This window comes from Oceanimonas marisflavi, assembly GCF_003049725.1.
GTDB lineage: Bacteria > Pseudomonadota > Gammaproteobacteria > Enterobacterales > Aeromonadaceae > Oceanimonas > Oceanimonas marisflavi.
The window spans coordinates 18,957-41,969 of record NZ_QAGM01000018.1 but is presented as its reverse complement, the minus strand read 5'-3'; the positions used below and the strand labels follow the sequence as shown (position 1 = coordinate 41,969).

Here is a 23,013-nt window from a genome sequence, read left to right as displayed (position 1 = left end):
GCAAGGCCGGTATGGAAGTTTAGTCCTGCTCTTTCAGCATATGGCCCAGTTTGCCGGCCTTGGTATCCAGGTAATGCTCGTTGAAGGGGTTGCGCCCCTCCTGCAGTGACAGGCGCTCGGCCACCTTGATGCCAAAGTTTTCCATCGCCTTGACCTTGCGCGGGTTATTGGTCATCAGCTTCAGCTCGCTCACGCCCAGGCTGTGCAGCATGTCGGCGCAGATGGTGTAGTCACGCATATCGGCGGCAAAACCCAGCTCCACGTTGGCTTCAACAGTATCCTTGCCCTGATCCTGCAGGTGATAGGCATGAATTTTGTTCAGCAGGCCGATGCCCCGGCCTTCCTGACGCACATACAGCAGCACGCCCCGGCCTTCCTTGGCGATGCGCTCCAGCGCCGCCTGTAACTGAAAGCCACAATCGCAGCGCAGGCTGAACAGGGCATCACCGGTCAGGCACTCGGAATGAATGCGGGCCAGTACCGGTTCGCCGCTGTCGACATCCCCCATTACCAGGGCGGCATGGTCCTTGCCAGTGCCCTTTTCTTCAAACCCGACCAGGGTAAAAGTGCCCCAGGGGGTAGGCAGTTTGGAGTTTGCCATACGGGTAACACTGCTCATGGCCTTCCTCTTCAAATTAATACGTCAATAAAAAATGGCGGTTATTGTAAAGCGGATAAGCCGGCAGGTATAGGCTCAATCGCTGCAGGCGTTTTGTTAATTGTTTGTAATGCCTGTCTTTGTGAAGCAACTTGGTTATAATGCCGCCCGCGCGGTGACCGCTTCTGAGTGGTGTGCCCGAACTCATGATTTACTGGAGGACGTATGTCTGAACAAGCTCCCGTCATCACCGTTGATGGTCCGGGCGGTGCTGGCAAGGGAACCCTCTGCCAGCTGTTGGCGGAACAGCTGGAATGGCACCTGCTCGACTCCGGCGCCATCTACCGGGTGCTGGCCCTGGCCGCCCTGCACCACAACGTGGCCCTGGATGACGAGGCGGGCCTGATGCCCCTGGCAGCGCACCTGGACGTGCAGTTTCCGACAGCGAGCGGCGAGATACGCGTGATCCTGGAAGGCGAAGATGTGTCCCGTGACATTCGTACCCAGGAAGTGGCCGATGCCGCCAGCAAGGTGGCGGCCTTCCCCAGAGTACGCGAGGCACTGTTGCGCCGTCAGCGGGCCTTTCGGGCCAAACCCGGCCTGATCGCCGACGGCCGCGACATGGGCACTGTGGTGTTCCCGGATGCCGAGGTCAAAATTTTTCTCGATGCCAGCGCCGAAGAGCGCGCCAGCCGACGCCTCAAGCAGTTGCAAGACAAGGGCTTTGATGTTAGCTTTGACCGCCTTTTAAGCGAAATACAGGAGCGTGACGACCGGGACAGAAACCGGGCCGTGGCGCCTCTCAAGGCGGCCGATGATGCCCTGGTGATCGACTCCACCGAACTGACCATCACACAAGTGCTGGACAGGGTGCTGAGTCATACTAAGGTTAAACTTGGTCGTTAAGCCATTTGGCAATGCCGCCCTCAGGGAAGAAGGGCGGAATGTGTTAGTCACCCCACGTGTGCCGGATTGCCCCGTGGATGTTCAACTACAATAGTGTATTCATTAAACATGACTGAATCTTTTGCTCAACTCTTTGAAGAGTCTCTGAAAGAACTCGAAACCCGTCCGGGCTCCATCGTCAAGGGCACCGTTGTTGCCATTGAAAACGGCATCGTGCTGGTTGACGCCGGTCTGAAGTCCGAGTCTGCCATTCCTGCCGAGCAGTTCAAGAACGCCCAGGGCGAGCTGGAAATCAGCGTTGGCGACGAAGTAGACGTAGCGCTGGACGCCGTGGAAGACGGCTTCGGTGAGACTCAGCTGTCCCGTGAAAAAGCCAAGCGCCATGAAGCCTGGCTGCAGCTGGAAAAAGCCTACGAAGACGAAGAAACCGTGACCGGCGTGATCAACGGCAAGGTCAAGGGTGGTTTCACCGTAGAAGTGAACAGCATCCGCGCCTTCCTGCCGGGTTCCCTGGTAGACGTGCGTCCGGTTCGCGACACCACTCACCTGGAAGGCAAAGAGCTTGAGTTCAAGGTCATCAAGCTGGACCAGAAGCGCAACAACGTTGTTGTTTCCCGTCGTGCCGTGATCGAAACCGAAAACAGCGCCGAGCGCGAGCAGCTGCTGGAAAACCTGCAGGAAGGCCAGGAAGTCAAGGGTATCGTCAAGAACCTGACCGACTACGGTGCCTTCGTGGACCTGGGCGGCGTAGACGGCCTGCTGCACATCACCGACATGGCCTGGAAGCGCGTTAAGCATCCTTCCGAGATCGTGAACGTGGGTGACGAAATCAACGTTAAAGTCCTGAAGTTCGACCGCGAGCGCACCCGTGTGTCTCTGGGTCTGAAGCAGCTGGGCGAAGATCCGTGGGTAGATATCGCCAACCGTTACCCGGAAGGCACCCGTCTGGCCGGCCGCGTAACCAACCTGACCGACTACGGCTGCTTCGTTGAAATCGAAGAAGGCGTTGAAGGCCTGGTACACGTGTCCGAAATGGACTGGACCAACAAGAACATCCACCCGTCCAAGGTTGTATCCGTGGGCGACAACGTGGATGTGATGGTGCTGGACATCGACGAAGAGCGTCGTCGTATCTCCCTGGGTCTGAAGCAGTGCAAATCCAACCCCTGGCAGCTGTTTGCTGAAACCCACAACAAGGGCGACCGCGTTTCCGGCAAGATCAAGTCCATCACCGACTTCGGTATCTTCATCGGTCTGGAAGGCGGCATCGACGGTCTGGTTCACCTGTCCGACATCTCCTGGAACGCCAACGGTGACGACGCCGTTCGTGAGTTCAAGAAAGGCGACGAAATCGAAGCCGTGGTTCTGCAGGTCGATCCGGAGCGTGAGCGCATCAGCCTGGGCGTGAAGCAAATCGACGAAGATCCTTTCAATAAGTACCTGTCTGACAACAAGAAAGGTGCTATCGTTAAGGGTACCATCACTGCCGTTGACGCCAAGGGCGCCGTGGTTGAGCTGGAAGAAGGCGTGGAAGGTTACATCCGCGTTGCCGACATCTCTCGCGACCGCATCGAAGACGCCTCCACCGTGCTGAGTGCCGGTGAAGAAGTTGAAGCTCGCTTCATGGGCATCGATCGCAAGAACCGCACCGTCAGCCTGTCCATCCGTGCGAAGGACGAAGCTGAAGAGAAGGCCGCCATCGACACCCTGAACCAGCAGCAAGACGAAGTTGGTCTGAGTGCCATGGCTGAAGCATTCAAGGCGGCCAAGGGCGAATAAGCCAAGCCGTATTGAAACAAGGGGCCTTCGTGGCCCCTTTTTGTTTGAGTGTTCCGGAGAATGAATCATGACCAAATCCGATCTTATCGAACGCATGGCTGAACAATATGGACACCTTTCCGCCAAAGAAGTGGAAAGCGCCATCAAGGAAATTCTGGAGCAGATGGCATCTACTCTGCAGTCGGGGGATCGCATTGAAATTCGCGGCTTTGGCAGCTTCTCGCTGCATTACCGGGCACCCCGGCTGGGCCGTAACCCCAAGACCGGCGAAAAAGTGGAGCTTAACGGTAAATATGTGCCTCACTTCAAGCCGGGCAAGGAATTGCGGGAAAGGGTAAACCCGGCGTGAGTTCACTTTTCCCGGTGGCTGCGCTGGCGAAGCCGCGGCTTTTTCGGGATAATGCCAAACACTCAAAAATCAGGATGTTGAGAGGGTAAGGTGAAAATAATTTTTGGCCTGATAATTCTGGCGATCCTTTTTGCAGTAGGGCTGACACTGGGCTCCCAGAACGACCAGCTGGTGCACGTTAACTATTTGCTGGCTCAGGGAGACTATCGTCTTTCTTCCCTGCTGGCGGTGGTGTTCGTGGCTGGTTTTCTGATTGGCTGGCTGGTATTTGGTCTGGTGATGCTGCGGCTTAAAATGTCCAATAAAGGGCTGAATAAAAAGGTGGAACGTCAGCAAAGGGAACTGGAAGAGCTCAGGGCGCTGCCGGTTAAGGACTGACGAACTTCATGCTGGAATTGTTGTTTCTGCTGCTTCCGGTGGCTGCGGCTTATGGCTGGTATATGGGACGCAGAAGTGTTCGCCAGGATGCACAGAAACAATCCAGTCAATTCTCCCGGCAATATGTTGCCGGGTTGAATTTTTTGCTTTCCGATGAGCCCGACAAGGCGGTCGATCTTTTTATTCAGTTGTTGCAGGTCGACAGCGAAACCATTGAAACTCATCTGGCTCTGGGCAACCTGTTCCGCTCCCGCGGTGAGGTAGACAGGGCCATTCGCATTCATCAGAATCTGATTGCCCGCACCAACCTGTCGCTGGAACAGCGACACCTGGCCATGCTGGAGCTGGCCCGGGACTTTTTTGCCGCCGGTTTGCTGGACCGGGCCGAACAAATTCTCTCCGAGCTGAAAGACGACCCCGATTATGAGCAGGATGCCCTGGAGCTGCTGATGACCCTTTATCAGCAGCTGCGTGACTGGGAGCAGGCCATTACCGTGGCGGCCCGTCTTAAAAAGCGTCAGGGCAGCAAGGCGCTGGTACCCATGGGGCATTTCTACTGCGAGCTGGCCGAGCAGAAATGGCAGCGTCAGGATGGCAGGGGGGCTTTGTCCGACTTCAAAAGGGCACTCAAGGCCGATCCCGGTTGTGTGCGCGCCAACATCCGCATGGCCGCCATTTATATGGCAGGCGGACAGTGGAGCCAGGCAGTGGCCTGTCTGCAGCAGGTGACGGAGCAGGACAGAGGTTTTGTCAGTGAGGTGCTGGCCGATTTGCAGCATTGTTATCATCAGCTGCAACAGGACGACGCCTTTACTGCTCTGCTGGAGCAGTGGGTGGCCGAAGACAGCGGCGCCAGCGCCGTGCTGATGCTGGCAGACCGGGTAGCCGAGCGGGAAGGGCAGATCAGCGCCGAGCAGCTGGTGCTCTCTCACCTGCAACGTCACCCCACCATGAAAGGGTTCTACCGGCTGATGTCGTATCATGCGGCCAATGCCGAGCAGGGCAGGGCCCGGGCCAGCCTGGAAATGCTGAAGGCGCTGGTGGCCGAGCAGATCAAGGCCAAACCCAGCCATCGCTGCGGCCAGTGCGGCTTTTCGGCCCGCAGCCTGTTCTGGCAGTGTCCGTCCTGCAAGCAGTGGGGCAGCATCAAGCCGGTGCGGGGCCTCGACGGCGAGTAGATTACGACAGGGGTGAAGCGTGAGGAGTGAGGAGAAACACAACACGGTGTTTTCTTCTCCTTACACCTCACCCCTCACAAAAAGGATGTAGGTTGGTGATGAGCGCAGCGAATCCCAACATTTCAGGCACAGGCATACATTATAAATAAAAACCGAAGGTAATCATTCAATGCAACAAACATCACCTAACGGCGATCCCAAAATTCTGATCGCCCTCGACTTTGCCGATGAGCAGCAGGCAAAAGCCCTGGTGGCACAGCTGGATCCGGCTCAGTGCCGGCTCAAGGTGGGCAAGGAAATGTTCACCCTGTTTGGCCCCGGTTTTGTGCGTTATCTGGTGGCTCAGGGCTTTGATGTATTTCTGGACCTCAAGTTTCATGATATTCCCAACACGGTTGCCAAAGCGGTGGCCGCCGCTGCCGAGCTGGGCGTGTGGATGGTCAACGTACACGCCAGTGGTGGCAGCCGCATGATGGCAGCGGCCAAAGCCGCGCTGGCGCCCTATGGCGACAAGGCACCCTTGCTGATTGCGGTGACCGTGCTCACCAGCATGACCGCCGAAGAGCTGAATCAGACCGGCGTGCTGCGCTCTCCTGCCGAACAGGTGCTGGCGCTGGCGCGGCTCACCCAGGAGGCTGGCCTGGATGGTGTGGTGTGCTCCGCTCAGGAAGCCAGCCTGCTGAAAAGCGAGCTGGGCCCCGACTTCAAACTGATCACCCCGGGCATTCGTCCGGCGGGCAGCAATGCCGGCGATCAGCGCCGTATCATGACCCCTGAGCTGGCCCTGAAGGCGGGCAGTGATTATCTGGTCATTGGCCGGCCCATTACCCAGGCTGAAGACCCTGCCGCCGCTCTGGCCGCCATTAACGCCAGCCTGCATGGCTGAGCCCTTTTTGCCCGGTCTGGATCAGGCCGGGCTGCTTCGTGTTATTCGCAAACCCATGCCTTACGGTAAATACCGGGGGCAGCCGCTGTTGCGGCTGCCCCTGGCCTATTTGTGCTGGATGGAGCGCAAGGGCTGGCCTGAGGGCGCGCTGGGCACCGAGCTGGCACTGGTGTATGAGCTGAAGCACAATGGCCTGGATCAGGCGCTCTACGGGCTGCTGCCGCCCTGAGAAAGACCGGTGGTGGTTTATGCATGCATTGATTTAATGTGTCATTGATTGACACAATATAAGTTCAAAGCAGTATAAATAAAGTGGTTATATTCCTATCGGCAATAAAAAACGGGGCCCCAGAGGCCCCGTTTTTACAACCGGTAATGATTACTGGTTGATTAGAAATTGCTCGAGTGTGCCGCCATTTTCAATGGCTTTTTTGATCACGGCAGGCTGGCGACCCTGACCGGTCCAGGTTTTGTATTCGCCATTTTCGTCGGTGTAGGCATATTTGGGCGGACGCTTGGTACGCGGCGCAGAGGCCTTTTTGGATGCCGGCTCAACCACTTCCATCAGATCACTCAGATCAATACCGTCTGCGGCCAGCATTTCGGCATATTCCTTGAGTTTGCGTTCTTTCTCTTCAGCCTTGGCTCGTTCTTCGGCTTCGGCTTCGCGGCGCTCTTCCACTACCATGCTCAGTTTGCTCAGCGCTTCTTCCAGTTGCTCCATGGTCAGCTCACGGGCAGCGGCACGCAGGCTGCGAATATTGAGCAGGGTTTTCAGAAAATCGGTCATCTCGTTCACCTGTAGTTTCTTTGTAATCGTTTTATTGGTTTAAATTTACAGTCAGAACTGAATTGTTGCAAGTAAATTCATTTCACGGCTATTCATCTCAATCAATAATGAAGCCGATCCTTTAAAACCAAAATGAATATTTGTTGCATTTTGCAACCATATTCTTCGCTTGAGAGTCATATTAAATGAGTGCTGCCGGAGTGCGTAAAAGCCGCTCATGGCAGATCTTTCTTCTGCAGAAATTGGCCAGTAAACCGCAGTTTCCCATCGGGTGAGAAAATAATACGTTCTGTGCTAACAATTCGGTAACATGACAGCTTAATGTGTTGATTTTTGCTTCTGGAGCAGTAAAATCCGCCAACTTACCTGCGTAGAGGCGCAGCGCTTATCAGTAGGCCGGAACAGGGTGATGCCATTGACCCCGGCCAAAAGGAGGCGTTGCCGAAGTGGCGGCTTTCATCAAGAAGCCGCTGCTGGGATCAGTACCTAAAGGGCTGATACTGTCACGATGATTATCGTGATGCGCTACTGCTGGGAAAGAAAGGATAAGACTGTGTCGGTTTCCTGCTCCTGGTGGTTTTTTGTTACTCAAGATTCAGGTGCCGCTGTGGAAGCTCATCCGTTTATTCAAACTGTGTGGTCTGTGTTGCCACCCCTCATGGCCATTCTGCTGGCCATTGTTACCCGTCGTGTGTTGTTGTCTCTGGGTATCGGCATTTTGCTGGCCGCCCTGCTGATACAGCAATTCAGTCCCGTATCCTCCTTTTCCCATGTGGCAGACAAGGTCTTCTCCCTGTTCTGGAGCGATGGGGCGCTGAATGAGTGGAATGTAAATATTCTGCTGTTTTTGTTATTGCTGGGCTGCATTATCAGCATGCTGAGCCGGGCCGGGGCCACTCACGCCTTTGCCGAATGGGCTCAAAAACACATTAAAAGTCGTCGTCAGGCCAAGGCCATGACCGGCCTGCTGGTGTTTGTCTTCTTTATCGATGATTACTTTCACAGCCTTTCCGTCGGCACCATCTGTCGCCCGGTGACCGATCGCTTTGCTATCTCCCGGGCCAAGCTGGCCTATTTGCTGGATTCTACCGCCGCACCCATTTGCGTATTGATGCCGGTCTCATCCTGGGGCGCTTATATTATTGCCCTTATCGGCGGCATTCTTGCCGGCTATGGCCTGACCGGACAAAGCCCGCTGGCGGCCTTTATGACCATGGGGGCCATGAACTTTTATGCGATTTTCACCCTGCTCATGGTGATCCTGGTGATCCGCGGAAAATGGGATCTGGGCCCGATGAAACGGCATGAGGCCCGGGCATTGCAGGGTGAGCTGTTTGATCAGGGCAAGGGGGCCCCGCCGGGAGTCCATGACCATGAAGTCTCCGGTGGCCGGGTATCGGATTTGCTGTTGGCCATTGGCGGCCTGACGCTGGTAACCGTGGCCGGTCTGCTGTGGACCGGGGCCCAGGCGTTGAGCGAGGCGAAGCAGGCCTTCAGTTTGCTGGGTGCGCTGGAAAACACCAATGTTGGCCGTTCTCTGGTGGCCGGTGGCGTGGCCGGATTGCTGATTTGCGGCGTGGCGCTGGTGCGTGAGCGCACCTCTGCCAAAGACTGGGGGCATACCCTCAAGGTGGGCCTCAAGGGCATGCTGCCGGCCATTTACATTCTGTTGTTTGCCTGGACCATCGCCGGTCTTATCAGTGAGCTGCAAACCGGCAAATACCTGGCGTCACTGGTACAGCAAAATCTGCCGATTTATCTGCTGCCGGCCATTCTGTTTGTGCTGGCGGGGATCATGGCCTTTGCCACCGGCACCAGCTGGGGCACCTTTGGCGTGATGCTGCCCATCGCCGCCGACATGACCATGGCCATCGACGCCCAGATGCTGCTGCCCGGCATGGCGGCGGTGATGGCCGGTGCCGTGTTTGGTGATCACTGCTCGCCCATCTCCGACACCACCATTCTCTCTTCCACCGGGGCTTCCTGCCATCATATTGACCATGTGATGACTCAGCTGCCTTATGCCCTGTCGATGGCCGTGGTGAGCATTGCCGGTTTTCTGGCGCTGGGCATAACGGCCAGCCTGCTGGCGGGCTTTGTGGCGTCTGCCGTTGCCTTTGTACTGGTGCTGGGCTTCTGGTCGCTCGCGGCCAGAAGCAAGGGTACCGAGCCACGTACGGTATAACGGCGCTTCTCATTGCTGCCATTCAAATAATAAAAGCGCCAAATGGCGCTTTTATTGTTTTTATTTGCAACAACCACTGTTAAAGGTCAGACTCCATGCGCCGGAAGCCGAGAATAACGGCCTTGGAGGGCTCCTTGTCCATGCGGCTGATCACAATGCAGGCCAGACCACAGATAATAAAGCCGGGCACGATTTCATAGAGATCGAACAGGCCGCCTTCCAGTTGTTTCCAGCCGATCACGGTCAGTGCTCCCAGAATAATACCGGCCAGGGCGCCGTTACGGGTGAGGCGAGACCAGAATACCGACAGAATAATGACCGGGCCAAAGGCGGCGCCGAAGCCGGCCCAGGCATAACTGACCAGCTCCAGCACGGTGGCTTCCCGGTCGGTGGCAATAACCAGGGCCAGAATGGCCACCGCCAGCACCGCGATACGGCCAACCCAGACCAGCTCATACTCGCTGGCATGAGGGCGCAGCCAGCGCTTGTAGAAGTCTTCGGTAATGGCAGAAGAGCACACCAGCAACTGGGAGTCGATGGTACTCATGATGGCGGACATAATGGCGGCAATCAGAAAGCCGGCGACCCAGGGGTTGAACACCGCATTGGCCAGCGCCAGGAACACGGTTTCCGGGTTTTCCAGGGGCGCATCGGTAAAATACACGGCGCCGGACAGACCCACGCCCAGAGCACCAATCAGGGACAAAATCATCCAGCTCATGGCAATGCGGCGGGACAGCGGCACCGAGCGGGGCGAGTCAATGGCCATAAAGCGCGCCAGAATATGCGGCTGACCAAAATAACCCAGTCCCCACGCCATCAGGCTGAGGCCGCTCAGCAGCGAGAACTCATGGAACAGATCCAGCTTGTGATCACCCATGCCATCCAGAGTGGCCATGGTCTGCTCCATGCCGCCCAGCTCGTTCATCACCGCCCAGGGCATGATGATCAAGGCAAGCAGCATCAGAATGCCCTGGAAAAAGTCGGTCCAGGACACCGCCAGAAAACCGCCCATAAAGGTGTAGGCCACAATAACGGCACCCCCCACCAGCAGCGCGGTGAGGTAGGGCAGACCAAAGACCTTTTCAAACAAAATGGCGCCGCCCACCAGGCCGGAAGAGGTGTAAAACACAAAAAAGATCAAAATGGTCAGTGCCGAGATCACGCGAATAAGACCGCTGTGATCGTTCAGCCGGTTTTCAAGAAAGTCGGGCAGGGTAAGGGAGTCGTTGGCCTGCTCGGTATACACCCGCAGACGCTTGGCCACAAACAGCCAGTTAAGCCAGGCACCAATGACCAGACCAATACCAATCCAGGCCTGGTTCAGACCATAAAGATACACAGCGCCGGGCAGGCCCAGCAGCAGCCAGCCGCTCATGTCTGAAGCGCCCACACTGAGCGCGGCCACGCCAGGCCCCAGGCGGCGCCCGCCCAGAATATAATCGCTCAGCGAGCTGGTGGCTTTATAGGCGATCACGCCGATCAGCATGGTCAGCACCAGATAGCCGACAAAGGTAATTAAAATAGGGAGTTCAATGGTCATAATGCATTCCTGTTGTTGCAAACAGCATCAGTGGCTTCCGTGTGAGCAAGGGCTCAAATGTTACACCAAAAGTGGATACAACTCTTATAGTAGTATGGCGTCGAACGGAGCGAGCATTGAAAAATGTGAGGGTCAACTGGCAGCAGGCAACAGCAAAAAACCGTCACTCCGGCTTTCGCCGGAGTGACGGTTTGATGCGGGTCCAAGTTTACCGGGACGTGGGGTTTAAATGGCTTTTTCCAGCGAAGCCTTTACCTTTTCTGCCACATGATGAATGTCTTCGCTGCGGTCGCTGACCACCACCAGCCGGTTATAGCTCATGGGCATAACCTCACCGTGCAGGTTGGCTTCGGCAAAGCGGTTTTGCAGCTGCAGGGCCCGCTCCATGGGCACCAGAAACACATGAACTCTGTTGCGTTTGCCCTGGATCACCAGATGGGCGGCAGGGCCACCGGCAAACATGCAGTGATTGACATAATACACCCGGCCGATATCCGCCATATCCTGCAGCCGGGTGCCATAGGGGCGCAGCTTGGCGTTAACCGTTTCCAGGGTCACGGCTTCGTCCACATAATGGGTAAAAGGCATTTCCCGCAGCACATGATTCATGGCCACCTGGCCCACCGGCGGGGGCTCGGCCACGGCCTGGGGAGAGAAGGTAACAAAGCGGGTGGCGAACCCCAGGGCAAACGCCACCGAAGCGGCCACGGCCAGACTCCGCCAGCCGGAAAGCTCCCGGTTGTCGGGCTGGCGCAACAAATGAGACAGCATCAGCTTGTCGGGCAGGGCCGCAGGAACCGGCTCTTCAAGCGCCCGGTTAAGCTTGCGGTTAAACGCCTTCATCTCGTCCAGAAACTGACGATTGCCGGGGTTGATGGCAGAGGCGGCTAAAAAGTCGGGGCTTTTGTCATCAGGATCCGCGTAGGCCCGGCGGCGGAATTCCAGATCATCCATTGTTACGACCTCTTGCTGTTTTGTCTTGCTCCATGGCCTCTTTCAGCTGGTTGCGGGCGCGAAAAAGGCGGGTCATTACGGTGTTTTTGTTCAAGTCCAATATTCCGGCAATTTCCTCTCCACTGAAGCCGCCAATTACCTGCAGCAACAGCGGCTCTCGATATTCGGGGGCCAGCTCGGCAATGTGCCGGCGCAGCCATTCATTTTCCATGTCCTGCTCCAGGCCCGGCGATTTGCGATCCGGCACCGATGTGGTTTCAATGTCCACCAGATCGAACTGCTTGCGTTCAAACCGACGGGCATTTTCCCGGCGCAAAATGGTAATAAGCCAGGCCTTGGCGGCTTTTTCTTCTTTCAGGCTGTCGAGCGCTTTCCAAGCCCGCAGAAATGTCTCCTGCACCAGGTCTTCAGCCACCTGCCGGTCATGGCACAGCCAGAATGCATAGCGGAACAAATCGCCATGCAGGGCATACACTAAAGCCTCGTAACGCTTTTGTTTTATCATCATGTCTTTAGAGACCGAGTGCTGCCGTTGTTGCTTTCGTCTGAATATGGAAATCATCACTTTCCCCGGGAGTGCTCCTGTTATTCAGTCTAACCACAGTTGCAGCCCGGTGCGACAGCCTTGTGCCAACGCCTTGCGTCAACGCAGACAAAAAGTAACGAGCCTGTTTGAAACCGGTTTTGCCGTTGCTACTATGCAATCAGGTCAGACCCCTTGATATGGCAAGGAGCCTTCATGTCGTCGACTTCCCCCCTTGTTACTCCCAATGGCGATCGCATTGCCATTGTGACCGGGCTGCGAACGCCCTTTGCCCGTCAGGCTACCGTTTTTAAAGACATGCCCGCGCTGGATCTGGGGCGCATGCTGGTGGCCGGATTGCTGGCCCGGGCGCCGGTGCCCGCCAGCGATATTGAACAGCTGGTGTTCGGCCAGGTGATTCAGATGCCCAGTGCGCCCAACATTGCCCGGGAAATTGTGCTTGGCACCGAGCTGCCGGCAAGAACCGATGCCTACAGCGTGACCCGCGCCTGCGCCACCAGCTTTCAGGCGGTATCCAGCCTGGCCGAGTCCATGCTGGCCGGCCGGGTGGACATCGGTATTGCCGGCGGCGCCGACTCGTCGTCTGTGCTGCCTATCGGTGTTTCCCGGCGGCTTGCCGGGGCCCTGCTGGCGCTGAACAAGGCCAGAAACCTTAAGCAGAAGCTGGCCATTTTGCGCCGGCTTGAACTGAACGACCTGATGCCGGTGCCGCCGGCCATTGCGGAATATTCCACCGGGCTGACCATGGGCCAGACCGCCGAGCAAATGGCCAAGAGCCACGGCATCTCCCGCCGGGAGCAGGATGAATTTGCCCTGCGCTCCCATCGGCTGGCCGCTGCGGCCTGGGAGCAGGGCTGGCTGAACGGTGAGGTGATGACCGCCTTTGTGCCGCCCTTCAAGGCGCCCCTTGAACGGGACAACACCCTGCGGCCCGAGTCAGCGCTGAGTGACTACCAGCGGCTCAAGCCTGCCTTTGACAAGCGCCACGGCAGCGTGACCGCCGGCAACAGCACGGCACTCACCGACGGCGCCGCCGCCGTGCTGATGATGACCGAAAGCCGGGCAAAAACGCTGGGGCTCCGGCCCCTGGGGTATTTGCGCAGCCATGCCTATGCCGCCATTGGCGTGCAGAGTGACATGCTGCTGGGGCCGAGCTACGCCACCCCGCGCGCACTTGCTCAGGCCGGGTGCAGCCTGGCCGATATGGATCTGATCGACATGCACGAAGCCTTTGCGGCCCAGACCCTGGCCAACCTCACGTGCTTTGAAAGCCGCACTTTTGCCGAAAACGAGCTGGGGCTGAATGAGGCCATTGGCAGCGTCGACATCAACAAATTCAACGTGCTGGGCGGGTCGCTTGCCTATGGCCATCCCTTTGCCGCCACCGGTGCGCGCATCATTACCCAAACCCTGAACGAGCTGAACCGCCGGGGCGGCGGTCTGGCCCTTGCCACCGCCTGTGCCGCCGGTGGCCTGGGCGTGGCCATGGTACTGGAGGCAGCCCAATGAGCGAACCAACCACCTTTACCCTGAGCGTGAACGACGGCATTGGCATTATCACCATGGATGTGCCCGGCGAGCGCATGAACACCCTGCGGGCCAGCTTTGCCGGTGAACTTCGCACGCTGCTGGCGGATATTCGCCGGAACACCGCTATAAAAGGCCTGGTGCTGCGATCCGGCAAGCCCGGCTCCTTTATTGCCGGGGCCGATGTGCATATGCTGGATGACTGCCAGAGCGCCGGACAGGCCGAAGCACTGGCCCGGTCGGGGCAGGCGCTGTTTGGCGAGCTGGAGAGCCTCGAACTGCCCCTTGTGGCCGCCATTCACGGTCCCTGTCTGGGGGGCGGACTGGAGCTGGCGCTGGCCTGCCATGGCCGGGTATGCAGCGATGACGACATTACCCGCCTGGGGTTGCCCGAGGTGCAGCTGGGGCTGATTCCCGGCTCCGGCGGCACCCAGCGCCTGCCTCGGCGAGTGGGCCTGATGAAGGCCCTCGACATGATGCTCACCGGCAAGCAGCTGAGACCGAAACAGGCACTGAAAGCCGGCCTGGTGCACGACATGGTGCCCGAAAGCATATTGCTGGACACCGCCATTGCCATGGCCAAAAAAGGCAAACCCGCCGGCACCAGCACAAGGGATTTAAAATCCCTTGTGCTGGAAGGCAACCCGCTGGGGCGCAAACTGGTGTTCGATCAGGCGCTGAGCCGCCTGCGTGGCAAAACCCGGGGCAACTACCCGGCACCGGAAAAACTGCTGGAGGTAGTGCGCACCGGTTATGAGCAGGGCAAACAGGCCGGCTTTGAAGCCGAGGCCGCCGCCTTTGGCGAGCTGGTGACGACCCCGGAGTCGGCAGCCTTGCGCCGGCTGTTTTTTGCCACCACAGAGATGAAAAAGGAAACGGATTATCAGGGCGCGGGGCCGGGCCCCCTGAGCCGGGCCGGCGTGCTGGGCGGTGGCCTGATGGGCGGCGGCATCGCCTTTGTTACCGCCACCAAAGCCGGCCTGCCGGTGCGCATCAAGGACATAGAGAACAAGGGCATCAATCAGGCCATGGCCACCGCCCACCGGCTGCTGAGCAGCAAGGTCGAGAAAAAGCACCTTCGTCAGCCCGAAATGAACCGCCAGCTGTCTTTGCTGACCGGCACCCTGGATTACAGCGGCTTTGAGCGGGTGGACGTGGTACTGGAGGCGGTATTTGAAGATCTGAAGGTAAAGCGACAAATGGTGCAAGAGGTGCAGGCCCGTTGCCCGGAGCACACCATTTTTGCCAGCAATACCTCGTCGCTGCCCATTCACCGGATTGCCGAAGGGGCCGCTCACCCGGAGCGGGTGGTGGGGCTGCATTATTTCAGCCCGGTGGAAAAAATGCCCCTGGCCGAGATCATTCCCCATGCCGGCACCAGCCCGGCCACAGTGGCCACGGCACTGAAACTGGCCCGGGCTCAGGGCAAAACCCCCATAGTGGTGAAAGACAGCGCCGGTTTTTACGTTAACCGCATTCTGGCGCCCTATGTCAATGAGGCCGTCCGGCTGCTGCTGGACGGCGAGCCCGTCGAGTCTATTGACCACGCCCTGGTGGACTATGGCTTTCCGGTGGGGCCCCTGACCCTGCTGGATGAAGTGGGCATCGACGTGGCCGCCAACATCGCCCCCGTGCTTGAAGCCGAGCTGGGCAGCCGCTTTAAGGCGCCGCCGGCCCTGAGCAAGCTGCTGGACGACAAACGCCTTGGCAAGAAAAACGGCCGGGGCTTTTACGTCTTTGACAAAAAGGGCAAACCCGCCGATCCGGCCATCTACCGGCTGCTGAACATCACGCCTCAGGCAAGGCTGCCGGCTCAGGACATGGCCGAGCGCTGTGTGCTGCCGATGCTGAACGAAGCGGCATTGGCTCTGAGTGAAGGGGTGGTGGCCTCAAGCCGGGACGGCGACATTGGCGCCGTATTCGGCATCGGCTATCCGGCCTTCACCGGCGGCCCGTTCCACTATATGCACCAGCAGGGCATAGAGAACATTGTCGCGAAAATGGAAGAATATGCCCGCAAATACGGTGAACGCTTCAAACCCTGCCAGTCGCTCAAGGACATGGCAGAGCAGGGACAGAGTTATTATTGAATACCGGAAAAGGTTGGGACTCGCCCAACCAATCTACAACAAAAAAGCCCCGATACCGGAGCTTTTTGCGTTTATTTGTAGTGAATAATCAGAAATCGGCGTTACGCGGGGTGCGGGGGAAGGGGATAACGTCACGCACGTTGCCCATGCCGGTGACATAGGCCACCAGACGCTCAAAGCCCAGACCAAAGCCGGCGTGAGGCACGGTGCCGTAGCGGCGCAGATCCCGGTACCAGCCGTAGTCTTCCACGTTCAGGCCCATTTCTTCCAGACGGGCGTCCAGCACTTCCAGCACTTCTTCCCGCTGGGAGCCACCGATGATCTCGCCAATGCCCGGGGCCAGCACGTCCATGGCCGCCACGGTTTTGCCGTCGGGGTTGAGCTTCATGTAGAAGGCCTTGATGTCCTTCGGGTAGTTCTTCACCACCACCGGCGCCTTGAAGTGTTCTTCGGCCAGGTAGCGCTCGTGCTCGGAGGACAGATCCACGCCCCATTCCACCGGGAACTCGAACTTTTTGCCGGATTTTTTAAGGATCTCCACCGCATCTGTGTAGTCCACCTGGGCAAAGTCCTTTTCCACAAACTGCTGCAGACGGGTAATGGCGTCCTTGTCCACGCGCTGGGCAAAGAAGCTCATGTCGTCCATGCGCTCTTCCAGCACGGCCTTGAACACATACTTCAGCATGTCTTCGGCCAGCTTGGCGGCGTCATCCAGATCGGCAAAGGCCAGCTCCGGCTCCACCATCCAGAACTCCGCCAGGTGGCGGCTGGTGTTGGAGTTTTCGGCGCGGAAAGTGGGGCCAAAGGTATAGACCTTGCTCAGGGCGCAGGCGTAGGTTTCGGCATTGAGCTGACCGGATACGGTGAGGAACGCTTCCTTGCCAAAGAAGTCTTCGCCAAAGTCGATATCATTCTTGTCGGTGCGCGGCAGGTTCTGCAGATCCAGGGTGGACACCCGGAACATTTCACCGGCGCCTTCACAGTCGGAGGCGGTCACAATGGGCGTGGCCACCCACATATAGCCGTTTTCATGAAAGAAGCGGTGCAGCGCCTGAGACAGGCAGTTGCGCACCCGGGCCACGGCGCCGATCAGGTTGGTGCGCGGGCGCAGGTGGGCGTATTCCCGCAGATATTCAATGGAGTGGCGCTTGGCGGCCATGGGGTAGGTATCCGGGTCATCCACCCAGCCCACTACCTTCACCTCGGTGGCCTGCAGCTCAAAGTCCTGGCCCTGGCCCTGAGACTCGGCCACGGTGCCGGTCACTTCCACCGAGCAGCCGGTGGTCAGGCGCACCACTTCAGACTGATAATTCGCCACGTTATTGGGCACCACAGCCTGCACCGGATTGAAGCAGCTGCCATCGTGAATGGCCAAAAACGAAATTCCCGCCTTGGAGTCACGGCGAGTGCGAATCCACCCCTTAACGGTAAGGGGGGTGCCAACGGCATATTTGCCTGCCAGCACATCAGTTACGGATGCGTGGGTCATGTAAATCGCTCTCCAGCTTTGAACTAAACCGGCCCCGGGCCGATACACTAATACATAAGGGGGGTAATGTTACCCGTGTGGGGTCAGGACTCAAGCAAAAGATGGGGAGGGTCGTGGCAAAGCAGTGCAAAGGCCGGCTTGGCGCCGGGCTTGCGGCCCTGAACGGGGGGCTGGACTCTTTTTTCTGCTGCTGAGACCCTGCCGCTGTTTGCTTTTATCAACCCGAATAGTCTGCTTCACCGGCGGGTTGGGATTGCTCTCTGGCTGTATTACACTGGCGAAAAATTTTCAGGAGAACAGCATGATTTTGCTTGGTCCACTGCAAAAAGCGCTGGCAACCCTGCATCTGGCATTATGCCAGCCCAAGGACGAGTTTATCCGCGATGCCGTTATTCAGCGCTTTGAATACAGCTATGAGCTGGCATGGAAGTTGTTGCGTCGATATCTGGCCGAGGATGTGGGGGCCGAAACCCTGGCTCCTCTGAGCCGCAAGGATCTGTTCCGCCTTGCCGCCGATAAACAGCTTATTGCAAGCCCCTTGCCCTGGTTTGATTATCATCATGCCCGTAACATTACTTCCCATACCTATGATGAAGCGGTAGCGGAACAGGTGTATCAGGTTGCGATCGCTTTTTATGACGATGCCATGGCTCTGCTGACCGAGCTGGAGAAGCGCAATGCCACAGATTGATGCCGCCGCCATGAGCCTGTTGCTCGACTGCCTCAAACAAACACTGCCGGTGCAGGAGGGGGTACGTGCCTATGTGTTTGGCTCCCGGGCAAAACACCAGGCCCGCCCTTATTCCGACCTCGACCTGGCGCTGGAACATCCTTGCCATCCCTTGCCGCCCGAGCTGTTGTTTCGCCTCAAGTCCACACTGGGTGAGTCTGACCTGCCCTTTATGGTGGACATCGTTGACTTGCGAACCATCAGTGAAGAGTTCAGACAGGCCATTCTTCCCGACCTGATCCCTCTTGAGCTGAAATAATGGATCTTGAGTACCGCCTGCGCGCCACGGAATACAGCACATGGTGGTTGTTGGAGCGCGGGCAGCCTGCCCGCATTTTGCCGCGCAGCGGCAAAGGCAGTTGCACTCCGGCCCCGATGCAGCAGCCTGCGCAGCAGGTCTTGAGACACTGTTTGCAAACGAAACCAGACCACTCCCGCGGCTTTTGGCCATACTTGTTCAAGGTATAAGCCCAGGGAGGGAGCAAGATGCGAGTGTTATTACTGTTGCTGGTGCTACTGAGCGGGCAGGCGTGGGCACAGTTGTTATGGCACACCGGCAGCGAACTGAACGAGGCGGGTCAGCACCTGCAACGGCTGTTGTTGCCCGATGAGCGCGCCCTGGCGGCGATGAGCTCCTACGAGCGGGATGCCTGGCTCACCCGGGAATGGCGCAGGGTGCTGCAGGAAAGAGAACGCTTTGCCCAGTACGCCCTGCCGGCGCACTGGCGCACCGCAGGCTTTGAGCGGGCCATTAAGCAGCAAAACCTGGCGGCCTATATGGCCGGGCAGGCCCCCGACTATAACGGTTATCGGGAGCTGTATCGTCATTATCGGCGTCTGGCAGAGATCACGGATTATACGACCCTGCCGCCGGGGCCCGAGATTCGCCCCGGCGAGCGGGATGCGGCCATTCCCGCCCTGCGCCGGCGGCTGGCCGAGCTGGGCCGGCAAGTGCCTGCACCCGTGGGTCGGGCCGATGTGCTGGACCCGCAGTTAAGCGAGACGCTGGCCGACCTGCAACGGGCCGGCGGTTTGAATGTAACCGGCAGACTGAACCAGACGACCCGGACCCTGCTGAACCGATCGCCCGGTGAGCTTAGGGCCGAGATCAAGGCCAATCTGCGCCGCTGGCTGCGGCTGCCGCCGGCCACCAGTGACTATGTGCTGATCAACATTCCTTCCTACCGCCTGACCCTGGTGCGCGAAGGGCGGCCACAGCTTGCCATGAAAGTGATAGTAGGCCGGCCCGACTGGCCCACCCCCGAGCTGGCCACTCATATTGATGCCCTCAAGGTCAATCCGGACTGGACCCCCACCGCCAATATAGTGCGGGAAGATCTGCTGCCGGCCCAGCGCAAGGACGGCGGTTACCTGGACCGTAACGGTTTCAGCGCCTGGCTGCCCGGCCAGATTGAGCCGGTGCCGCCGTCCAGCATCAACTGGCACAGCCCGCCCCCCGGCCTGCGCCTGGTGCAGCAGCCCGGGCCCACCAATGCCCTTGGGCGGCTCAAGTTTGAAATGCGTAACCGCCACAGCGTGTATCTGCACGACACCCCCGATAAATCCCTGTTCGGCCGCGACCAGCGGGCGCTCAGCCACGGCTGTGTGCGCCTGGCCGATCCCGCCGCGCTGGCGCGAGGGCTGGGCTGGCAAGTGCCCGGGCACGAACGCACTCAAGTGCTGCCACCGCCCGAGCGGTTGCCGGTTTACATGGTGTATTTCACCGCCTGGAGCGAGGGCGGCAGCCTGGTGTTTGCCGGGGATATTTATGGTAAAAACCGCGCCGCAAATGAAGTATGGTGAGATTTATATGGAACCCAAAAAGGGAACCAAATGAAAAACCTGAACAATACTCCTGAAATTGGCGATGTTCTTTCGGAAACTTGCATCAATAAATTCCCTTGCGGCCCCGCAGACTGAGCTATAAATAATAACAAGCGCAATGCTTAAGAGGTCCGGCACTGAAGAGAAGAAAAAGTACCGGAACATATAATCGAGCTGAAGGGAGGCCGCGAGACTATATGATAAACACAGGCACAGGCGGTGCCGGGATGAAAAGGTAAATGTTTTAACCAGGAAGGTTTTCTGTAAAACAGGGAACTGAAAACACAAGCAAGGAAAGAGGGTTTTCTTATGTTGATTGCAAAAGAACTGTTGCGTCTGGTAAATGATGAAGAAGGTCTGACTACCGTAGAGTATGCGGTTGCGGGTGCTCTTGTTGCAGCTGCTGTAGTTGGTGCATTTTCTAATTTGGGTACTTCGGTTACAAACAGGGTAAATGATTTGTGTACAACAGTAGCCAGTGGTGCTACTACCACTACGAATTGCAAGTGATTTTATTTTCAATATATTGCACAGGGTGATTCCACCCTGTGCATAATAGAATGGTGGAGCTATGGAACAGCTACCATTATTTGCATTGCTGGTTTGTGCCACCTGGACGGACCTCAGGACGCACAAGATACCTAATTTTATTACTCTACCATTTATTCCGTCAGGAATTATCTTTCATGCTACTTTTGGCGAAGGAACCGTATTTCCCCTATCCGGGTTGGTATTTTCCTTTTTGCTCCTGTTTCCGTTTTTTATGCTGCGTTTTTTTGCCGGCGGTGATGTCAAATTGGGCATGGCCATTGCTACCTTTACCGGCTGGCAGATATTTCTTGAATCTTTGCTTTACGGCCTGATGATGGGTCTGCCCTTGGTGCTGATCCTGGCCTGGAAAAAGGTGGGCTGGCAGGGCTTTAAAGCCACCTTTACCCGTTACGGATTGATATTCGGCTCCCGCCGTTATCTGGCGCCGGCAGACAATGAAATGGCCGGCCTGAAAGTCCCCTACGGCCCGGCCCTGGCTCTGGGTGCGGCCCTGGCGGTGATACTCAATAAATATCAGTTATTTACCCTGATATCCTGACTATCAGCTATCAGCTATCAGGCGACAGGTTTTTAACTTACAGCTGACAGCTTATAGCTTACAGCTCAATCAGGAAGGAGGTAACACGGATGTTCCTGCCCAAACCCAAAACCTTGGCCGACACCGGTCTTTCCAAAGAGTTGCTGTTTCGCCTTTGCCTGCGGCACCTGCAGGAAGAGGCGTCGCTGTCTTTGCCCGTGCTGGCCGAGCGTCTGTGCCTGCGGGGCAGCATTGTCGAGCCCCTGCTGCAGGAGCTGAAAACCCTGCAACTGGTTGAAGTGCGTGCATCGGGCCGCATGGATGAACCTATTCGCTTTGCGCTCACCCAAAAAGGGCAATACGAAGCTCAGGTGCTGAATGAGCGGGACGGCTACATAGGCCCGGCGCCCATTCCCCTTGCCGATTACAATCGGCTGGTGCTGGCCCAGTCTCTGGGAGAACGCAGTATTGGCCGGGAGCAACTTGAAGCTGCTCTCTCCGATATGGTGATAAGTTCTGAACTGGTGAATGCCCTGGGGCCGGCGCTGAACTCGCGCCGGCCCCTGCTGATTTACGGTCATGCGGGCACAGGTAAAAGCTTTTTGTGCCATCGCTTTAACCGGGTGTTTGATGAGCATATTTATGTGCCTCACGCCATTGCGGTGCAGAACACCATTATTCCGGTATTTGACCCCCTTTATCACTGGCGGACAGATAATCACGATCCGGAAAGAGATGCCCGTTATATCGCCTGCCAGCGGCCACTGGTGATGGTGGGGGGCGAGCTTAAGCTAAATATGCTGGAAGTACACTTTGACAGGCAATCCCGCCAGTACAGTGCCCCGTTGCAAATGAAGGCCAATAACGGCGTTTTTCTGATTGATGATCTGGGCCGGCAGGGCTTTTCCGCCGACGAGCTGTTTAACCGCTGGATAGTGCCCATGGAAGAAAAACGGGATTTTCTCTCCTTGTCCAATGGTCTGCACTTTGATATTCCCTTTGAACAGATACTGGTGTTTTCCACCAACCTGGATCCGGAGTCCATTGCCGATGAGGCCTTTTTGCGCCGCCTGGGTTACAAGCTGCATTTGCGGGAAATGCCGGAAGAATTGTACCGGCAGGTCTGGAATATGAACCTGGAAAAATACCAGCTTTCTGCTAACGAGCTGTTGTTTCGCTTTATGGTAGACAGCCTGCACAAAGGCAGTGATAAACCCCTGATCGCCTGCTACCCAAGGGATATTCTGGGCATTGCCCGGGACATTATGCACTTTAACGGTCAGGCCGGCATGCCGCTCAACAAGGAAATTATTGCCAAAGCCTGGAACATGTACTGCGTTCACTGACTATACTCCTTTTGTGGAATAAACGATTAAACCAAGGATTCGGTTATGAAAACACGTACTCTGCTGCTGTTTGTACTGTCTGTTGTTTTCGGCGTGGCGGCCGCCTACATGGCCAATAACTGGCTTAATCAGCAAAGTCAGGCCGCCCAGGCTAAGGCCCAGGGCGAAACCACCCAGGTAGTGGTGGCGGCGGTCGATCTGGTGCCTGGCGCTCCCATTGAACCCATTCATGTTCAGTTAAAAGACATAGACTCCCGCCTGGTGCCTCCCGGCGCTCTGACCAGTCTGGAGCAGGCCCAGAATATGGTGGCCAAAAACAATCTCTACCGGGGAGATGTGCTGCGTAACGAGCGGCTGGCGCCGGTGGGTGAGGGCAGTACCCTTTCCGTGCTGCTTGAGCCCGGCATGAGGGCGGTGACCGTACGGGTTAACGATGTGATCGGTGTGGCCGGTTTCCTGCTTCCCGGCAACCGGGTCGATATTCTGTTCACCGAAGGTGACATGACCCGCACCGTGCTGAAAAACCTCAAGGTGCTGGCGGTGGATCAGACTCAGCATACCGACGAAAACCGGCCCAAGCTGGTGCGCGCCGTTACCCTTGAAGTCGACCCCGAGCAGGCAGAACGCCTGGTGAACGCCAGCTCCAATGGCCGCATTCAGCTTGCCCTGCGCAATCCCAATGATGAACTGGATCCGCAAGTCGAGACGGTGGCCGCCGTGGCTGCACCTCAGCCCGAGCCCAGCCCCGAACCGGCACCGCGCGTGATCCGCCCGCGTTCGTCGACCATTGATCTTATCAAGGGTACCAGCCAGCAACAGGTGCCGGTAAAAAGCTGATAATTAAAACA

Annotated in this window: 23 protein-coding genes and 1 riboswitch; of the genes, 17 read left to right on the top strand and 6 right to left on the bottom strand. The window is 57.4% G+C overall.

Annotated features, from left to right (window positions below; genetic code table 11):
• Positions 1-19: 19 nt before the first annotated feature.
• Entirely contained in the window at positions 20-619 is a 600-nt protein-coding gene (ribA, locus tag DA373_RS11800; protein ID WP_107852515.1) for a GTP cyclohydrolase II, read from the bottom strand.
• 204 nt (positions 620-823) lie between these two features.
• Here ribA and cmk point away from each other — a divergent pair, with 204 nt between their 5' ends.
• From cmk to DA373_RS11765, 7 genes are all read left to right on the top strand, one after another.
• Entirely contained in the window at positions 824-1,504 is a 681-nt protein-coding gene (cmk, locus tag DA373_RS11795; protein WP_107852514.1) for a (d)CMP kinase, read from the top strand.
• 108 nt (positions 1,505-1,612) lie between these two features.
• Positions 1,613-3,283 carry a 30S ribosomal protein S1 gene (gene rpsA, locus DA373_RS11790; RefSeq protein ID WP_107852513.1) on the top strand — a complete coding sequence of 557 codons (1,671 nt, stop codon included), beginning with the start codon at positions 1,613-1,615 and terminating at the stop codon, positions 3,281-3,283.
• A gap of 67 nt (positions 3,284-3,350) precedes the next feature.
• A complete protein-coding gene (ihfB, locus tag DA373_RS11785; RefSeq protein WP_107852512.1) occupies positions 3,351-3,632 on the top strand; it encodes an integration host factor subunit beta in 282 nt (93 codons plus the stop codon).
• Positions 3,633-3,722: 90 nt separating this feature from the next.
• A complete protein-coding gene (locus tag DA373_RS11780) occupies positions 3,723-4,010 on the top strand; it encodes a LapA family protein (protein WP_107852511.1) in 288 nt (95 codons plus the stop codon).
• Positions 4,011-4,018: 8 nt separating this feature from the next.
• Positions 4,019-5,188 (top strand): lipopolysaccharide assembly protein LapB, encoded by a 1,170-nt coding sequence (gene lapB, locus DA373_RS11775; protein ID WP_107852510.1) that lies wholly within the window; start codon positions 4,019-4,021, stop codon positions 5,186-5,188.
• Positions 5,189-5,357: 169 nt separating this feature from the next.
• The gene (gene pyrF, locus DA373_RS11770) at positions 5,358-6,074 is read left to right on the top strand and encodes an orotidine-5'-phosphate decarboxylase (protein ID WP_107852509.1); all 717 of its coding nucleotides are present in this window, start codon (positions 5,358-5,360) and stop codon (positions 6,072-6,074) included.
• The gene (locus tag DA373_RS11765) at positions 6,067-6,303 is read left to right on the top strand and encodes a DUF3820 family protein (RefSeq protein WP_107852508.1); all 237 of its coding nucleotides are present in this window, start codon (positions 6,067-6,069) and stop codon (positions 6,301-6,303) included. The genes pyrF and DA373_RS11765 overlap by 8 nt, the downstream gene beginning before the upstream one ends.
• A 150-nt stretch (positions 6,304-6,453) precedes the next feature.
• On the opposite strand, the gene DA373_RS11760 is transcribed toward DA373_RS11765, so the two are convergent.
• On the bottom strand, positions 6,454-6,864 hold the full coding sequence (locus tag DA373_RS11760; RefSeq protein ID WP_107852507.1) for an H-NS family histone-like protein: 411 nt from the start codon (positions 6,862-6,864) through the stop codon (positions 6,454-6,456).
• 363 nt (positions 6,865-7,227) lie between these two features.
• A riboswitch (Lysine riboswitch) is annotated at positions 7,228-7,400 on the top strand.
• A 71-nt stretch (positions 7,401-7,471) separates the two neighbouring features.
• Here DA373_RS11760 and DA373_RS11755 point away from each other — a divergent pair.
• Positions 7,472-9,049, top strand: a complete 1,578-nt coding sequence (locus tag DA373_RS11755; protein ID WP_157953709.1) for a Na+/H+ antiporter NhaC family protein — start codon at positions 7,472-7,474, stop codon at positions 9,047-9,049.
• 79 nt (positions 9,050-9,128) lie between these two features.
• Here DA373_RS11755 and putP read toward each other — a convergent pair whose 3' ends face one another.
• The 3 genes from putP to DA373_RS11740 all read right to left on the bottom strand — a co-directional run bounded on the left by putP (position 9,129) and on the right by DA373_RS11740 (position 12,054).
• Positions 9,129-10,592, bottom strand: a complete 1,464-nt coding sequence (gene putP, locus DA373_RS11750; protein ID WP_107852506.1) for a sodium/proline symporter PutP — start codon at positions 10,590-10,592, stop codon at positions 9,129-9,131.
• A 225-nt stretch (positions 10,593-10,817) separates the two neighbouring features.
• A complete protein-coding gene (locus tag DA373_RS11745; RefSeq protein ID WP_107852505.1) occupies positions 10,818-11,546 on the bottom strand; it encodes a DUF3379 domain-containing protein in 729 nt (242 codons plus the stop codon).
• A complete protein-coding gene (locus DA373_RS11740; protein ID WP_232821267.1) occupies positions 11,539-12,054 on the bottom strand; it encodes a sigma-70 family RNA polymerase sigma factor in 516 nt (171 codons plus the stop codon). The genes DA373_RS11745 and DA373_RS11740 overlap by 8 nt, the downstream gene beginning before the upstream one ends.
• Before the next feature lie 231 nt (positions 12,055-12,285).
• On the opposite strand from DA373_RS11740, the gene fadI reads away from it, so the two are divergent.
• Positions 12,286-13,599: an acetyl-CoA C-acyltransferase FadI gene (gene fadI / locus DA373_RS11735; protein WP_107852503.1), complete on the top strand. Its 1,314-nt coding sequence runs from the start codon at positions 12,286-12,288 to the stop codon at positions 13,597-13,599.
• Complete coding sequence (fadJ, locus tag DA373_RS11730; protein ID WP_107852502.1) at positions 13,596-15,707, top strand: fatty acid oxidation complex subunit alpha FadJ; 2,112 nt, start codon at positions 13,596-13,598, stop codon at positions 15,705-15,707. Before fadI ends, fadJ begins: the two co-directional genes overlap by 4 nt.
• A gap of 88 nt (positions 15,708-15,795) precedes the next feature.
• On the opposite strand, the gene asnS is transcribed toward fadJ, so the two are convergent.
• On the bottom strand, positions 15,796-17,196 hold the full coding sequence (gene asnS / locus DA373_RS11725; RefSeq protein ID WP_107852501.1) for an asparagine--tRNA ligase: 1,401 nt from the start codon (positions 17,194-17,196) through the stop codon (positions 15,796-15,798).
• 301 nt (positions 17,197-17,497) lie between these two features.
• Here asnS and DA373_RS11720 point away from each other — a divergent pair, with 301 nt between their 5' ends.
• The 7 genes from DA373_RS11720 (at position 17,498) to cpaB (ending at position 23,002) form a co-directional block, all read left to right on the top strand.
• Entirely contained in the window at positions 17,498-17,887 is a 390-nt protein-coding gene (locus tag DA373_RS11720) for a nucleotidyltransferase substrate binding protein (RefSeq protein ID WP_107852500.1), read from the top strand.
• Positions 17,874-18,185, top strand: a complete 312-nt coding sequence (locus DA373_RS11715; RefSeq protein WP_107852499.1) for a nucleotidyltransferase family protein — start codon at positions 17,874-17,876, stop codon at positions 18,183-18,185. The genes DA373_RS11720 and DA373_RS11715 overlap by 14 nt, the downstream gene beginning before the upstream one ends.
• Positions 18,186-18,412: 227 nt before the next feature.
• Positions 18,413-19,729 carry a L,D-transpeptidase family protein gene (locus DA373_RS11705; protein WP_107852497.1) on the top strand — a complete coding sequence of 439 codons (1,317 nt, stop codon included), beginning with the start codon at positions 18,413-18,415 and terminating at the stop codon, positions 19,727-19,729.
• Between the two features lie 330 nt (positions 19,730-20,059).
• Complete coding sequence (locus tag DA373_RS11700) at positions 20,060-20,260, top strand: Flp family type IVb pilin (RefSeq protein ID WP_107852496.1); 201 nt, start codon at positions 20,060-20,062, stop codon at positions 20,258-20,260.
• Positions 20,261-20,321: 61 nt separating this feature from the next.
• Positions 20,322-20,840 (top strand): prepilin peptidase, encoded by a 519-nt coding sequence (locus DA373_RS11695; RefSeq protein WP_107852495.1) that lies wholly within the window; start codon positions 20,322-20,324, stop codon positions 20,838-20,840.
• Between the two features lie 89 nt (positions 20,841-20,929).
• Positions 20,930-22,165 (top strand): AAA family ATPase, encoded by a 1,236-nt coding sequence (locus tag DA373_RS11690; RefSeq protein ID WP_107852494.1) that lies wholly within the window; start codon positions 20,930-20,932, stop codon positions 22,163-22,165.
• A gap of 45 nt (positions 22,166-22,210) precedes the next feature.
• Complete coding sequence (cpaB, locus tag DA373_RS11685; protein WP_107852493.1) at positions 22,211-23,002, top strand: Flp pilus assembly protein CpaB; 792 nt, start codon at positions 22,211-22,213, stop codon at positions 23,000-23,002.
• Positions 23,003-23,013: the final 11 nt, after the last annotated feature.